The organism is Mediterraneibacter flintii, from assembly GCF_055387595.1.
Genome location: NZ_AP031405.1, coordinates 2,299,708 through 2,313,464, shown reverse-complemented (window position 1 = coordinate 2,313,464; position 13,757 = coordinate 2,299,708). Strand labels below are relative to the sequence as shown.

At 39.7% G+C, this 13,757-nt stretch carries 18 protein-coding genes and 1 pseudogene; 15 read left to right on the top strand and 4 right to left on the bottom strand.

Features of this window, described 5'->3' with window-relative positions; genetic code table 11:
- Positions 1-113: 113 nt before the first annotated feature.
- The 4 genes from ACZ5C4_RS10915 to ACZ5C4_RS10900 all read left to right on the top strand — a co-directional run bounded on the left by ACZ5C4_RS10915 (position 114) and on the right by ACZ5C4_RS10900 (position 2,720).
- Positions 114-383 carry a hypothetical protein gene (locus ACZ5C4_RS10915; RefSeq protein WP_464521008.1) on the top strand — a complete coding sequence of 90 codons (270 nt, stop codon included), beginning with the start codon at positions 114-116 and terminating at the stop codon, positions 381-383.
- 334 nt (positions 384-717) lie between these two features.
- Positions 718-1,521 carry a hypothetical protein gene (locus tag ACZ5C4_RS10910; RefSeq protein ID WP_464521007.1) on the top strand — a complete coding sequence of 268 codons (804 nt, stop codon included), beginning with the start codon at positions 718-720 and terminating at the stop codon, positions 1,519-1,521.
- Positions 1,522-1,537: 16 nt separating this feature from the next.
- A complete protein-coding gene (locus tag ACZ5C4_RS10905; RefSeq protein WP_464521006.1) occupies positions 1,538-2,020 on the top strand; it encodes a phage holin family protein in 483 nt (160 codons plus the stop codon).
- 31 nt (positions 2,021-2,051) lie between these two features.
- Positions 2,052-2,720, top strand: coding sequence for a LysM peptidoglycan-binding domain-containing protein (locus tag ACZ5C4_RS10900; protein ID WP_464521005.1), 669 nt, complete (start codon positions 2,052-2,054; stop codon positions 2,718-2,720).
- 85 nt (positions 2,721-2,805) lie between these two features.
- On the opposite strand, the gene ACZ5C4_RS10895 is transcribed toward ACZ5C4_RS10900, so the two are convergent.
- Together ACZ5C4_RS10895 and ACZ5C4_RS10890 are read right to left on the bottom strand one after the other, a co-directional pair.
- Positions 2,806-2,985, bottom strand: coding sequence for a hypothetical protein (locus ACZ5C4_RS10895; protein ID WP_464521004.1), 180 nt, complete (start codon positions 2,983-2,985; stop codon positions 2,806-2,808).
- An 88-nt stretch (positions 2,986-3,073) separates the two neighbouring features.
- Complete coding sequence (locus ACZ5C4_RS10890) at positions 3,074-3,262, bottom strand: cag pathogenicity island protein (protein ID WP_464521003.1); 189 nt, start codon at positions 3,260-3,262, stop codon at positions 3,074-3,076.
- A 280-nt stretch (positions 3,263-3,542) separates the two neighbouring features.
- Here ACZ5C4_RS10890 and ACZ5C4_RS10885 point away from each other — a divergent pair, with 280 nt between their 5' ends.
- The 5 genes and pseudogenes from ACZ5C4_RS10885 to ACZ5C4_RS10865 all read left to right on the top strand — a co-directional run.
- Positions 3,543-3,785 (top strand): hypothetical protein, encoded by a 243-nt coding sequence (locus ACZ5C4_RS10885; RefSeq protein WP_464521002.1) that lies wholly within the window; start codon positions 3,543-3,545, stop codon positions 3,783-3,785.
- Between the two features lie 152 nt (positions 3,786-3,937).
- A complete protein-coding gene (locus ACZ5C4_RS10880; RefSeq protein WP_464521001.1) occupies positions 3,938-4,135 on the top strand; it encodes a hypothetical protein in 198 nt (65 codons plus the stop codon).
- 27 nt (positions 4,136-4,162) lie between these two features.
- A complete protein-coding gene (locus tag ACZ5C4_RS10875) occupies positions 4,163-4,396 on the top strand; it encodes a hypothetical protein (protein ID WP_464521000.1) in 234 nt (77 codons plus the stop codon).
- A gap of 218 nt (positions 4,397-4,614) precedes the next feature.
- Positions 4,615-5,535, top strand: coding sequence for a tyrosine-type recombinase/integrase (locus ACZ5C4_RS10870; RefSeq protein ID WP_464520999.1), 921 nt, complete (start codon positions 4,615-4,617; stop codon positions 5,533-5,535).
- A gap of 82 nt (positions 5,536-5,617) precedes the next feature.
- Positions 5,618-6,052, top strand: a pseudogene (locus ACZ5C4_RS10865) (manganese catalase family protein); the annotation flags it as partial.
- Positions 6,053-6,121: 69 nt separating this feature from the next.
- Here the strand turns inward: ACZ5C4_RS10865 and ACZ5C4_RS10860 are convergent.
- Both ACZ5C4_RS10860 and ACZ5C4_RS10855 read right to left on the bottom strand, forming a co-directional pair.
- A complete protein-coding gene (locus ACZ5C4_RS10860) occupies positions 6,122-6,343 on the bottom strand; it encodes a helix-turn-helix transcriptional regulator (RefSeq protein ID WP_279287335.1) in 222 nt (73 codons plus the stop codon).
- Positions 6,344-6,406: 63 nt separating this feature from the next.
- Entirely contained in the window at positions 6,407-6,706 is a 300-nt protein-coding gene (locus ACZ5C4_RS10855; protein ID WP_464520998.1) for a LytTR family transcriptional regulator DNA-binding domain-containing protein, read from the bottom strand.
- A gap of 390 nt (positions 6,707-7,096) precedes the next feature.
- On the opposite strand from ACZ5C4_RS10855, the gene asnB reads away from it, so the two are divergent.
- The 6 genes from asnB (at position 7,097) to rsmH (ending at position 13,679) form a co-directional block, all read left to right on the top strand.
- A complete protein-coding gene (asnB, locus tag ACZ5C4_RS10850; protein ID WP_464520997.1) occupies positions 7,097-8,977 on the top strand; it encodes an asparagine synthase (glutamine-hydrolyzing) in 1,881 nt (626 codons plus the stop codon).
- A 63-nt stretch (positions 8,978-9,040) separates the two neighbouring features.
- Positions 9,041-10,456, top strand: a complete 1,416-nt coding sequence (locus ACZ5C4_RS10845; protein WP_464522336.1) for an FtsW/RodA/SpoVE family cell cycle protein — start codon at positions 9,041-9,043, stop codon at positions 10,454-10,456.
- A 320-nt stretch (positions 10,457-10,776) separates the two neighbouring features.
- Positions 10,777-11,616: a DegV family protein gene (locus ACZ5C4_RS10840; RefSeq protein ID WP_464520996.1), complete on the top strand. Its 840-nt coding sequence runs from the start codon at positions 10,777-10,779 to the stop codon at positions 11,614-11,616.
- Positions 11,617-11,702: 86 nt separating this feature from the next.
- Positions 11,703-11,957 carry a hypothetical protein gene (locus ACZ5C4_RS10835; RefSeq protein WP_464520995.1) on the top strand — a complete coding sequence of 85 codons (255 nt, stop codon included), beginning with the start codon at positions 11,703-11,705 and terminating at the stop codon, positions 11,955-11,957.
- A 316-nt stretch (positions 11,958-12,273) separates the two neighbouring features.
- Entirely contained in the window at positions 12,274-12,711 is a 438-nt protein-coding gene (mraZ, locus tag ACZ5C4_RS10830) for a division/cell wall cluster transcriptional repressor MraZ (RefSeq protein WP_464520994.1), read from the top strand.
- Between the two features lie 32 nt (positions 12,712-12,743).
- Positions 12,744-13,679, top strand: a complete 936-nt coding sequence (gene rsmH, locus ACZ5C4_RS10825; RefSeq protein ID WP_464520993.1) for a 16S rRNA (cytosine(1402)-N(4))-methyltransferase RsmH — start codon at positions 12,744-12,746, stop codon at positions 13,677-13,679.
- The last annotated feature ends 78 nt before the right edge of the window (positions 13,680-13,757 follow it).

The window sequence follows — 13,757 nt, the reverse complement described above, 5'->3', positions numbered from 1 at the left end:
AAATATAAAAAGTAAATATAAAGGGAAGTTCTTACTTAAATGATAATTACATTGTCGAAGAAGGCGAAAATGACAACGGTCACTATCGAAAATGGAGCAACGGCACGCTTGAGATGTGGGGAGGCTATCGCGGCACATTTTCTATTCCTTCTGGAAACGTACAAGGCGGTATTTATTACTCTGCTAATAGAACAATACCATTTCCTATTGAATCAAAAACATCCGCACGTATTGTAGCTACCGTTTATTCAAATGGAATACAATGGTTAAAAACCTCGACATCCAACACAAACAAAACAGGTTTTGATGTGGTTATAATGCAGCCGACAGGTGCAAATCCTACGGCAAATGTAAACTGGAGCGCGATTGGAACATGGAAGTAATCATTCTGTAAAATACGAAAGCGGCATAATAAAGTACGAAGATGTCGTAACACCTGCGGATGATATATAAAGTCTTCCTGATTCATCCAGAGTGACTATTCCAAATCCAGCGTCACGTATGTTTACTTGCTTCAAGGGTGTTGGAAATCCTGTTGCTATAGTAGTGCCCTTCGTGGGTTTTCCTGTGACATAAGGATATATAATCACCTGCTTTCCTTGTTTGTGCGCCCAGGTTGTATTTAATGTAAAATCACTTATATTTAACGATATTTGAACCTCTTCGATATTGAAATTATCATTTAAGTAAGAACTTCCCCTAGAAGGAGGAATTTTGATGAAAATTAGACTAGTAGACAAAACAATTTACACAGTATCCCGTGCGGAAATCGTGAATAGTAGACTTGAAATTGATTATACAGATAAGACTGCAGAAGAAGTACAAGAGATTTTTTCAGTACCCGCAAATTTGGAGACGATTGAACTGCTAACGGACAATGGGGAAAAATTTGGAGAGCTACCAGGCTGGAGTGTATACGGCGGGGTATTACTGAACGATGAAACGAAAACAGTTATTTTAACAAAAGCGGTTAATGTAACAGAACAGCGTTTGACATCTGCGGAGGCGGATGCGCTTGCTGCGAAAACAGCAACAGAAGCACAAGAGAAAGAAATTGAGCAGCTCAAAGAAGAAATTGCTTCCAGGGGTGCAGGAGTAGATCCGGCATTGTTTTCCGCTTCTGTAGTCGTTGCGCGGGCAAATGCTCAAGAGCTGGACGACGAGCAGGCGTTGCAGGCAAAAGCACTGTATCCGTCCTGGATGGAAGTTATCGGACAGATGGTGAAAAAAGGATTCAAATTTGTTTATGAAGAGACGCTCTATAAGACTATTCAGGATAACTTGCTGATACAGGAGCAGTATGTGCCAGGGCAGGGGACAGAATCTTTATATACTAGAATTGATGAAACCCATGCAGGGACAAAAGAGGATCCAATCCCGTACGCAGGCAATATGGAACTAGAGCAGGGAAAATATTACAGCCAGGGCGGTGTAACGTACCTGTGTAACCGCGATACAGGACAGGCAGTATTTCAGACGCTGGCCGATCTGGTAGGAATCTATGTGGAAATAGCAGAATAGAAAGAAGGAGAGGTACATGAAGAAAATGGACAAGATTAAGGCAATTATCACAGTGATAACGGGGGCTTTATCAAGTGCGCTGGGAATATTGTTTGTTCCTGTTATTTTGCTTGTTTTATGCAATATCATTGATTATATAACAGGGTTACTAGCAACACCGAGCAGAAAAGAGAATCTTAGTTCTTATAAAAGCATTCGAGGAATTACAAAGAAAGTAGCTATGTGGCTACTGGTTGTAGTGGGTGTGATTATAGATGAATTGATAAAATATTCTGTAACCGCAATAGGGCTATCTGTTCCATTTACATTTCTTATAGCGTGTATAGTAGCAATCTGGCTGATATGCAACGAGTTAATCAGCATACTAGAAAATATTGCAGATATTGGAATTAAACTACCGGCGTTTTTGCAGAAGATAGTATATTACATAAAAGAACAGGCAGAAATGAAGGTGGATATAGATGATTTTGAAGAAAAAGACGAAGGTGAGGACGTGTAACAGCGTCCTCGTTTGATGAAAGGAGAAAGCCATGTTATTAAAAGAAATTGCAGCACAATTGACGGAACATTTATGTAGCCATAGTTGGCATGGATACAGTCAAATAAGTAGGTACGGGGATGGAGAGGGCACATGTCCGGTAGAAATTAACGGAAAAACATACTATTTAGAACAAGGTGATAGGGACTGCAGTTCTGCAATTATTACAGCTTTTGAAGCTGCGGGAATCTCCTGTGGTGGTGCTACATACACAGGAAATATGCGTTCGTGTATGACAGGAACGGGAAATTTTAAATGGCATCCTATGTCGGACGGATATATAGCACAGCGCGGAGATGTCTATTTGAATGAAGCGAATCATACAGCTATGTGCACCTCCGCTGTGCCGGACATGCTGGCGGAATTTTCTATCAGCGAAACGGGCGGAATCGACGGAGCAGAGGGAGACCAGACGGGAAGAGAATCATATATACATGCGTACTATGATTACCCCTGGGACGGCATTTTAGAATGTATCTGCACAGACACAGACGGAGAAAAGGCTGCTGGAAATGATACAGGAACAACATACACAGTACAGGCAGGAGATACACTGTCAGGTATTGCACAGCGTTTTAACACTACTTATCAGAAAATAGCATCAGACAATCAGATTTCAGATCCAAACCTGATTTATCCGGGACAGGTACTTAAAATATAAAAAATACTCCTGGATATTTCCTATATCCAGGAGTAATATTTGGTGTAGGGGAACGGTGGCAAGCCCGCCCTCCCTTACTGTATGCTTAGATGTCTAAGTCCTCTGTTGGAACTCCTAAAGATTGAAGTCTTGCTTTCAATACTTTTTCTTGATAAGCTAATTCTTTGTCTTTATCTTGTGCATTTTTTATTCTTTGAATATTTACATACTCTCTGATTGTCTGATCTTTTAATTCTTTTTCTGTCATTTCTTGTAATACCTCCATTTTAAGCTCCTTTCCGTTAAAGTCTTGCCGTTCTTTAACTATTTTTATTATATAATATAGTGCGCTATATGTCAAGCGAATTAGTGCGCTAATTTATAATTTTTTCTATTTTTTCATTGATAGCATCTATATAAAACTGTCTCATACTAGGGTAGCCTGCTTGCTTTGCAGCCTGTTCATATTGTGCATATTCTTCCGGCTGTACACGAAAACGAATTTCTTTTAGTTTATCTAAATATTTCATAGTGTATTCCTTTTGTTTTTGGTTATATGCCATTTTTTTCACCTTCTTTCTAATTGTAATTATATCAAGTGAATTATTAGTGCGCTATATGCAAAATGCACAAAATTAGTGCGCTAATATTGTGAAATATGAATATTGAAATATAGTGCGCTATAGTATATAATATAATCACAAGGTAAGGAAAACAAAACACACCGCCCGGTTGCCGGGGCGTAGAGTTCGGCAACAGCGACCGTCGGCGGCTGAATACAGACGGGGTGAAAATCCGACATAAAAGTAACTAATAAATGTTTTTTAATATAGGAGGTACATTATGAACGAACTTAAATTATTTGAAACTTTACAAGAGGCTTATGAGACATCTACAAGAAACTATAATGGTTTCGAAGCAGCTTTAAAGGCTGTCAAATGGGATGAAACATTTTACACAGATGAAGAATATTATTTCTGCAAAGGGGATTTTACATTCACTACTCCATCTCTAGATCCATTCGAGATAACAAAAGACTGGCGACCAGCAGCAGTATTTTCTGATAGGAGCCAGATAGAATTTTAGCGTGCTGGAGCATAAACCGGGTTCGATTCCTGGAAACGCTATTTTCCTTAAAAAGGAATAAAGCCGTCCGGACAGCTACCAACTAACACGGACGGCACCAATCAAATAGAAAGGCAGATATATTATAGCATATATCTGAAAAGGTGAAAAGCATGAGAAGGAACTTTAAAATCGATGGAGTCAAATACAATGTTGTAAACAGATTCACAGGCAACTGCGAAATCAATGAATTTAATCCGCGCTATGATGTTATGAAATTTTCAGAACGTTTTTCAGCGTGGGTTCGCGTAGCCTCCTGTATGACAATTTCGGAAGGGCGAGAAGTAGCAGAAAGTGCAGTAATGTGTTAAAAATAACAAATTTAGGAGGAAGTAAATATGAGAAAAGTATCAGAAAAAATTTTTAATGAAATGTTAGCAGCCTGTGAAAAAGAAGATGTGTTTGCGTTTTTGAATGCTGCCTTGTTACATTACACAATGACAGGAACATCCGCACCGGGTGAGCTTATTGAATTAACAGATCCGGATGTAGATATGAAAGAAAAAGGCCGTATTATGCAAAAAATATTGATTGAACTGCAGAGAAAATTAAAAAGAAATACTAAGAAATAATAATTTTCCCCCAGGATTTTATTCCTGGGGGAAAAGGAGAGCAAGAAGAGGAAGCAGAAATGCTTTTTACATAGAAAAAACCAAGCACACAAGGTGCTTGGTCGCTTGTTAAAAGTGTTTCCACAATTAACTGGTGTTATATCCTTTCACTAGACAATTGGATTATAACATTGTGGAGTCCTTTTTTTCAAGTGATTTTGAAAAAAGGAGGTATTAAAATGTTTTTTCGAAAAAAGGGAAACATGACGCTGGGAAAGCTATTAGATGAATGGATTGAATTACATCAAATTGAAGTACATGGATCGACAACGTATGGATATATGAAAAGTATAGATTTATTGAAAAATTACGATATATATAATAAAAAGATAAAAAGAATAAAAAAAGAAGATATACAAAATATTTACAATGAATTTAATAAAGACAATAAAAAGAGAAATACAATCATAGGTTATAGTAAAGTATTGAATATGTCTTTCAAATATGCAGAAGAAAGAGGGTATATAAAAAAAACACCTTGTAAGGGACTGATTATACCGGGGAAAGGTGTGCATATAATAGATACGTTCACTGCGGAAGAGGTAGAAAAAATTTTAAAGGTGGAAATGAAAGAGTGGACAAGAGACAGTATAGAAATAGCATTCCGCACAGGATTGCGAAAAGGAGAAATATTTGCGCTAACGAAAGATGCAATAAATTTTGAGCAAAATTTTATTACAGTAAAACAATCACAAAGTCTGAATAAGCAGGGAAAGACAGTAATCGGAAAAACAAAAACAAAGCGCTCGAAACGGCGTATAGACTGCGATGAAAGAACAATGCAAATATTACGCAGGCGTTGTGAAAATAGTAAATCCGAGTTTGTATTTTCGTGGGAAGATGGACGAATGATAGTGCCGTACAATATTTCTAATACATTGCGAAAAAAATGTGAAATTGCAGGGGTTCGTCCGCGGCGGTTTCATGATCTGCGACATGCTCATGCTACATTTTTGCTATTAAATAACGTACATATTAAAATTGTACAGGAAAGACTAGGACATGCAAACATAAAAGAAACAATAGATACATATAGTCATACGACTCAGACCGTTCAAGAAACAGCAGTAGAAGCTATGAATAAACTAAGTTTTAACTGAAAAATCCCCTGGATTTGCATCCAGGGGAAAAATATTGTATCATCTCTATTATAATAAGGAAGAAAATCATGTAAAGCCTCAAGGAACCAAAGAGCTTGCTCATATGGAAATGATATGTGCGATTGTCTATCAGCTTACAAAAGATTTAACCCCAGAAGAAATCGAAAAGTCCGGATTTGGAACGTATTATGTAGATCATACCCTTGCCCTGTGGCCCCAAGCAGCAAGTGGGGCACCGTGGACGGCTACTTATTTCCAGTCGAAGGGAGATCCGATTACTGACTTGCACGAAGATATGGCTGCAGAACAAAAAGCACGCACAACCTATGACAATATACTAAGATTAGTAAAGGATCCAGAAATATGCGAGCCGATCCGTTTTCTGCGTGAACGTGAAATTGTACACTATCAGCGGTTCGGAGAAAGTCTTCGTATCGTCCAGGAGAAATTGGACAGTAAAAACTTTTATGCTATCAATCCTGAATTTGATACACGTCAGGATTGCGGATGCAGATAACACGATTTACAGTAAATATGAAATTGCCGCCTCCTGTAGCCAGGAAGCGGCAATTGTCATAAAAGCGTTTCAGTTTCCGTTTCTTTTATCAGAATAACCGACTAGAAAATCTGTTGTTACTCCAAACATTTCTGCCAACATTATCAATATGTCAAACCCGCATTCTCGTTTTCCCTTTTCATAGTTACCGATTGCCTGTCTGGTTACTCCAATACATTTTGCAAGCATATTCTGGGAAATTCCGTATTCTAGTCTTAGCATTTTGAGCCTCTCCGCGAATTTATTCTGCATGACTGCACCTCTTCTCTATTATACCATGAGTGCACTTTGGACAAACAGTATAATTCGCACATTTTAGCTTCTGTAGCTGCGAAGCTCCAGCCGCTGCTTCAGTTCTTTTGCTACACGTTCTGTATAAGTGCAGTAAATTTCTTCATTAAAATATAGGAGACGCTTTTTCGTATCGATTTTACAGATTAAATCTAGATTTGCCAGTGTGGAGGCTCTTGTCTTAAAAAAATTTTCTGACAGTTTTTTCTGCAGCGGCTTTATGTCGGCTCTGAGTTTTCCTTCTCCATTTTTAGTGATGACTTCGCAGTAATGAGTAGATTTGATTGTCTGAATATAATAGATGTCTTCAATTTCCACTTTCATCCACATCCCGTCTTCATCCAAAATATAGATATGTGTTTTCTTTTCCGTAGCTGTTTCCTCCCTCGGTTGTCTTTTTACGAGAAACACCACATAAACTTAATATAAGATACTACATTTTTGTACGCCAAGGTAGATTTTTTCATCTTTTGTCGAAATTTGTCATATTTTACTGATTTTGATTGCTCTGTCTTTGGAGAAAGTGTAACAAAGGAAAACAATCTATACATTAACTTCTCCTGGCATTTCTATGCTGTATTTCTTCCTGTTTTCATCATCTGTGGATCAACTAATTTTTATTCCTTGTTGTTTTTGGGAATAAAAGAGGCTATAATAATTAAGATTATAAGGAAAAGTATGTTATGTTGGCTAGATTAGAAGGAGACGAATAAGATGTGTGGATTTGCAGGATTTGTCGGAGAAGTAGAAAATAGAGAGCAAGTGCTGGTAAATATGATGAATACGATTATTCACAGAGGGCCAGACAGTGAAGGGAGATATGTGGATGAGGATGTAGCTTTAGGTTTTCGCAGGCTCAGCATTATTGATTTGTCTGCTGTGGGAGATCAACCATTATATAATGAAGAAAAGAGTATGGTTCTGGTATTTAATGGAGAAATATATAATTATCAGGAATTGAGGGAAGAACTCATAGAGGCAGGGCATGTGTTTGTGTCAAATACAGATTCTGAAACATTGGTGCATGGCTATGAACAGTGGGGAGAACAGTTGGTAAATAAGCTGCGGGGTATGTATGCGTTTATCATATGGGATAGAAAGAATAAAAAATTGTTTGCGGCAAGAGACATTTTTGGAATTAAACCGTTGTACTATGCACAGATGAATGGATCCCTTCTGTTTGGGTCAGAAATCAAGTCATTTCTGGAGCATCCGAAATTTGACAAAGTATTTAATGAAGAAGTGCTCGGCAACTACCTGTCCTTTCAGTTTGTTCCTACGAATGAGACGTTTTTCAAAGGTGTTTTCTGTCTTCAGCCGGGGCATTATTTTACGTATGAAAATGGGAAAATGGATATTGTCAGATATTTCGAACCACATTTTACAGGGGACTGTCAGAAATCGTTTGAAGAAGTGGTGGATGAAGTTGAAAGAGTGATGAAAGAGTCGGTGGAAAAACACAAGATCAGTGATGTAGAGGTTGCTTCCTATCTCTCCAGCGGCGTAGATTCCAGTTATCTGACGTATCTTGGACAAGTAGATCGCACCTTTACAGTGGGATTTGACGAGGGCAAGTACAGCGAGATTCAGGACGCAAAAGATTTTGCGGCTAGTATTCAGATGAAAAATGATGCGAAAGTAATAAGTCCGGAAGAATATTGGGATAAACTGTCGGATATTCAGTATTACATGGATGAACCTGTAGCAGATCCGGCTGCGGTTGCGCTGTATTTTTTAAGTGAGGAAGCATCGAAAAAGGTAAAGGTTGTACTTTCGGGGGAAGGCTCCGATGAATTGTTTGGCGGGTATAATATTTACTGTGAACCACTTGAACATACAGGATTCAATAAAATTCCTTTTGGAATCCGAAAGCTTCTCGGAAAATTTGCGGAATATTGTTTGCCGAGAGGAATGAAGGGACGCGGATTTCTGATACGACATGGCAAGACACTGGAAGAGAGGTACTTTGCGAATGCGACAAATATTTTTACAGAGAGAGAAGCGGACAAGATTTTGAAAAAGGGATGTAAGCCGGGCATTTGTAAAGTGACCAGGCCATTGTATGACAGAGTCAAAGAAAAGGATGCGGTGACGAAAATGCAGTACGTAGATCTGCATCTTTGGCTGGTGCATGATATTCTGATGAAGGGGGATAAGATGGGCATGGCAAATTCCCTCGAAGTGAGGGTGCCATTCCTGGATAAAAAGGTATTGGAGCTTGCACAGACTCTTCCACTTGCATACAAAGTAAGGGCGCCGAAAACGAAGGTAGCTTTAAGAGGAGCAGCAGAGAAAGTAATTCAGAGCAAGACGGCAGAGAAGAAAAAGCTTGGATTTCCAATTCCGATTCGTGTCTGGCTAAAAGAGGAGAGATATTATAACCGAGTAAAAGAGATGTTTACCTCGGAAGCGGCTAAGAAATTTTTTCATACAGATTTACTTGTAAAGATGCTGGATGACCACAAAAATGGAAAAAATCTAAATGAAAAAACGGATAACAGCAGGAAAATCTGGACGGTCTATATTTTTCTTGTTTGGTATGACAGATTTTTTGGACATGGCAAACCGGTACATCCAGCAATGCATGTCAGATAGTTAGGAGATTCTATGAGAAGCAGAACTGTACAGCCGGTAAAACGGCGGGAACAGAGTAAAAATATGCGGGGGAAGAAAAAGAAAAATGCAATAGGGGATACCCAGCCTATAAAAGTATCTTCGCATACAAAACCATTGCGGGTGTCCTCGGATACCCAGCCGATAAGAATACCCTCAGGGCAAAGGCAGACAAGGTCAGCCTCATATAGAGGGAGATACCAGCAGGCAGTTTCACGGCGCAGAAAGGAAATTTCTGTACCAAAACCAGAGGCGCAGCTTGAAAGGAAAGTGAAAAAAAAGCAAAGCAGTGTGATAGGCGCACTGCTTGGCAAAAGAGCAAAGGGAAAAGAAGCAAATGCAGTACAATATTTTGACTATGACCTGTTGCTGGCGATTGTATTTTTAATGTGCTTTGGGCTCGTTATGCTGTATAGTACTAGTGCATACAGCGCTCAGGCGGATTTTGGAAATGATATGTATTACTTTTCCAAGCAGGCCTTGATTGGGGCGGTTAGTTTTGTGGGAATGATGATTGTTTCCAAAATTGATTACCATTTTTATGGAGCATTTTCTTTTGAACTTTATATTTTTGCAATGATTTTGATGGCGCTCGTGCAAACACCGTTGGGAGTGACGATCTATGGGGCGAGAAGATGGATACAGCTGCCGGGAAATATGACACTACAGCCTTCAGAAATTACAAAAATTGCAGTGATTTTATTCCTTTCTTATGAATTATGTAGAATTGGAAAAAAAATAAATACCAGAGCTGGAATATTGCGCGTATTTGCCTTTGGTGCAGTGGCGGCAGGCGGTGTAATGTTTCTGACAGACAACCTAAGTACAGCGATTATTGTTATGGCAATATCTTGTATTCTGATTTTTATTGTTCATCCGAAAATTAAACCTTTCATAGCAATAGCGGCCGGGGTGGCAGCAGTGCTTGCGGTTGCGGTGATGGTGATGTCAGTTACTTTGGTAAACAGCGATAATTTCCGTCTGAGACGTATCCTTACTTGGCTGGATCCGGAGAATCATTCTGATACGGGCGGGTTTCAGGTTATGCAGGGACTGTACGCGATTGGTTCCGGCGGCTTCTTTGGAAAAGGGTTAGGAAACAGTACGCAGAAGCTTGGAGTGATACCAGAGGCACAAAATGATATGATTCTGACAGTTATTTGCGAAGAATTAGGCGTGTTCGGCGCGATTGTCATTCTGCTGTTGTTTGGATTTTTGTTATATCGTCTGATGTTTATTGCCAGAAATGCTCCGGACTTATATGGCGCTTTGATTGCCAGCGGAATTTTTGTACATATTGCGCTGCAGGTTATTTTAAATATTGCAGTTGTGACAAATCTGATTCCCACAACAGGAATTACATTGCCGTTTATCAGTTATGGGGGAACCTCTATTTTGTTTTTGATGACGGAGATGGGGATTGCTCTGGGAATATCGAGAAGAATTAAACTGGAGGATTGACAGATTCTGTAACAAACTATGTAACAGTTCAGCCCGCGCCATTCGTAAAACCGCACTGCGTGCGTATCGTGGCTGCCGCCATCGTTTTACTCATTGATGGGCGCTTAAGCTCATACAGATGTACGATCGCAAAAACATGCAAGTATGTTTTATATTTCCCGCACACTGTATGGCCGAACTGTTCCCAAACTCTTTTTAAGATTGAGAAAAAGCCTTTTCATACTGTGAAAAGTGTGATATATTGATATGGAGTTATGTAGTAATTAAAACTACATATAATAGAAATATACTACACGCAATACGGTGCGGGAGGATGGAATATGGAATATAAGATAATTGTAGACAGCTGCGGCGAGCTTACTGAAGAGATGAAAAAAAGCGGAGTGTATGAGACCGCTTCTTTGAGCATGCAGGTGGGTGGAGCGAATATTGTGGATGATGAGACTTTTAATCAGGCAGATTTTTTAAGAAGAGTGGCCCAAAGCCCAGAATGTCCAAAGTCATCCTGCCCTTCCCCTGAAAGGTATATGTTGAGCTATAAAGGGGAGGCGAAAAGAGTGTATGCAGTGACGCTCTCATCTGAACTGAGTGGTTCTTACAACAGTGCAGAATTAGGAAAGAAGCTATATATGGAAGGAAACGAAGAAAAACAGATACATGTGTTTAATTCCAGATCTGCTTCTGTGGGAGAGACACTGATTGCACTAAAGATACGTGAATGTGAAGAAGAAGGCATGAGGTTTGAAGAGGTTGTACAGACAGTGGAAAATTATATCGAAGAACAGCACACGTATTTTGTGTTGGAGAATTTGGAAACACTGAGAAAAAATGGACGGCTGACGGGGATAAAAGCAATGGTTGCAAGTGCATTAAATATCAAGCCTGTCATGGGTGCTACACCGCAAGGAACGATTTGCCAGTTGGGGCAGGCAAGGGGCATCAAGCGCGCTTTGACAAAAATGGTCGAGCAGATTGCAAAAGAATGTATAGATTCAAAGAAAAAGATATTGGGAATTGCACATTGTAACTGTCCCGAACGAGCAGAGGAAGTAAAGCAGATGCTTTTAGAAAAGCTGGATGTAAAGGCAAGCTTTATTGTGGATACAGCAGGAATCAGCACAATGTATGCCAATGACGGGGGGATTATTGTTGTTATCTAGTCGTTCATACTTTAACCGCTACTTGTCAAATTGTGGAGAAGTGTGGTAAACTAGTTTAAGAATGAACAGTGAAGGAGTAAGCAAAAATGAGCCAGGAGAAAGTAGAGCGATATAAAAAAGAAAAAGCAAACAGAAAGAAAATTATGAAGAAGCAGAGAATGATGGGAATTATGCGCAAGACGGTTCTTTCTCTGGTAGCATTGGCTTTGGTGGTTTGGATAGGATACTCAGCTTATGATATGTATGATTCTGACAAGGAAAGAACTGTGGCACAGGTTAATTATGACGCAGTGAACACCTATTTAAATGGACTTACGGAGACAGAAGAAACAGCAGAATAGCCGGATGGCAAAAAATTCCAGATTTAAATTTAAAAATAAATAGAATATCCTGAAAATCGATGAGGGTTGAAAAATATACAAGATGTAGGATGCATGAGAGAACATGCATCCTACATTTGGTATATAAGGAAAACTTAAAAGATTTTCAGGATATTTTTTTATTGCTTTGAAAAACTGAAGAAACAAAAAAATCACAAAAAAGGGGTTGAAAAAGGGGAAAGTGTGGTTTACAATGGAGACAAGTGGTGAGAAGTGGTAGACAGTGGTACAAAGTGGGGAGTAATGTGGAGGCCCACATAAAGAGAAAGGGTTCCAGATGTTATTAGGGGAGTTTAATCATAGCATTGATGAAAAAGGCCGATTAATCATTCCAGCTAAATTACGGGACGATTTGGGAGAGAGTTTCGTAATCTGCAATGGGCTGGAGGGATGTCTCTTTGTCTACTCACAGGAAGAATGGAACAAATTTGTTGCTGAACTGGAAACCTTGCCACGAATGAATAAAGATGCCAGAATCTTTAAGCGTTACTTTTTCGGAAGTGCCTCAGAAGGCAGTTTTGATAAGCAGGGGAGAGTGCTGGTACCACCATCTTTACGGAAAGCTGCACACCTGGAAAAAGACGTGGTTTTAGTGGGAGTTCAGGATCGCGTGGAAATCTGGGATAAAGCGCTTTGGGAAGAGAGAAGCCAAGTCAGCGAAGAAGATTTGGATGCGATTGCAGAACGTATGGAATCAATCGGGATCCGCATCTGATTTGAAACAGTAAAGCAAGGTGGGAGAGAAGGATGGCATTCAAGCACACATCAGTATTACTTGAGGAAACAGTAGAAAGTCTGGAAATAAAACCAGATGGGACGTATGTAGACGCGACACTCGGAGGAGGGGGACATGCCTTTGAAGTGTGCAGGCGTTTAAGTAGCAAGGGGAGTTTTATAGGAATAGACCAGGATGCCGCGGCGATTGAAGCGGCAAAGAGCCGGCTGTCTGACTTTGGGGAGAAGGTCACAATTATCAGAAGCAACTATTGTGATTTGAAGTTGAGGCTAGGTGAACTGGGAATTGAAAAGGTAGATGGTATTGTACTGGATCTTGGAGTCTCGTCTTATCAATTGGACACTGCAGACAGAGGGTTTTCCTATCGTGTGGATGCTCCTCTGGATATGAGAATGGATCAGAGACAGACAAAAACAGCAAGAGACATTGTCAATGATTACAGTGAAATGGAGCTATATCGGGTTATCCGCGACTATGGGGAGGACAAATTTGCAAAAAATATTGCAAAACATATTGTCAGGGAGCGTAAGATACATTCGATAGAAACGACAGGACAGCTTAATGAAGTAATCAGGCAGGCGATTCCGATGAAGATTCAGAAAACAGGCGGACATCCATCAAAGAGGACATTCCAGGCGATTCGGATTGAATTAAATCAGGAGCTGGAAGTTTTAAAAGGTTCGCTGGATGAGATGATAGAGATGTTAAATCCAAGGGGAAGGATATGCATCATTACGTTTCATTCACTGGAGGACAGGATTGTAAAGAGTACTTTTAAAAGGAATGAAAATCCATGTACCTGTCCAAGCTACTTTCCGGTTTGTGTTTGTGGGAAAACAGCAAAGGGAAGAGTGGTTACAAAAAAGCCGATCCTTCCGACGAAGGAAGAGATGGAGAACAACAGCCGTTCTAAGAGTGCAAAGCTTCGGGTTTTTGAACGACTGTAACAACTGGGAGTATCTAAACATATAAGATGTCAGGAAGGGGAGAGCCTGACAAAACAGATTAAGAAAGGGGCAGACGCT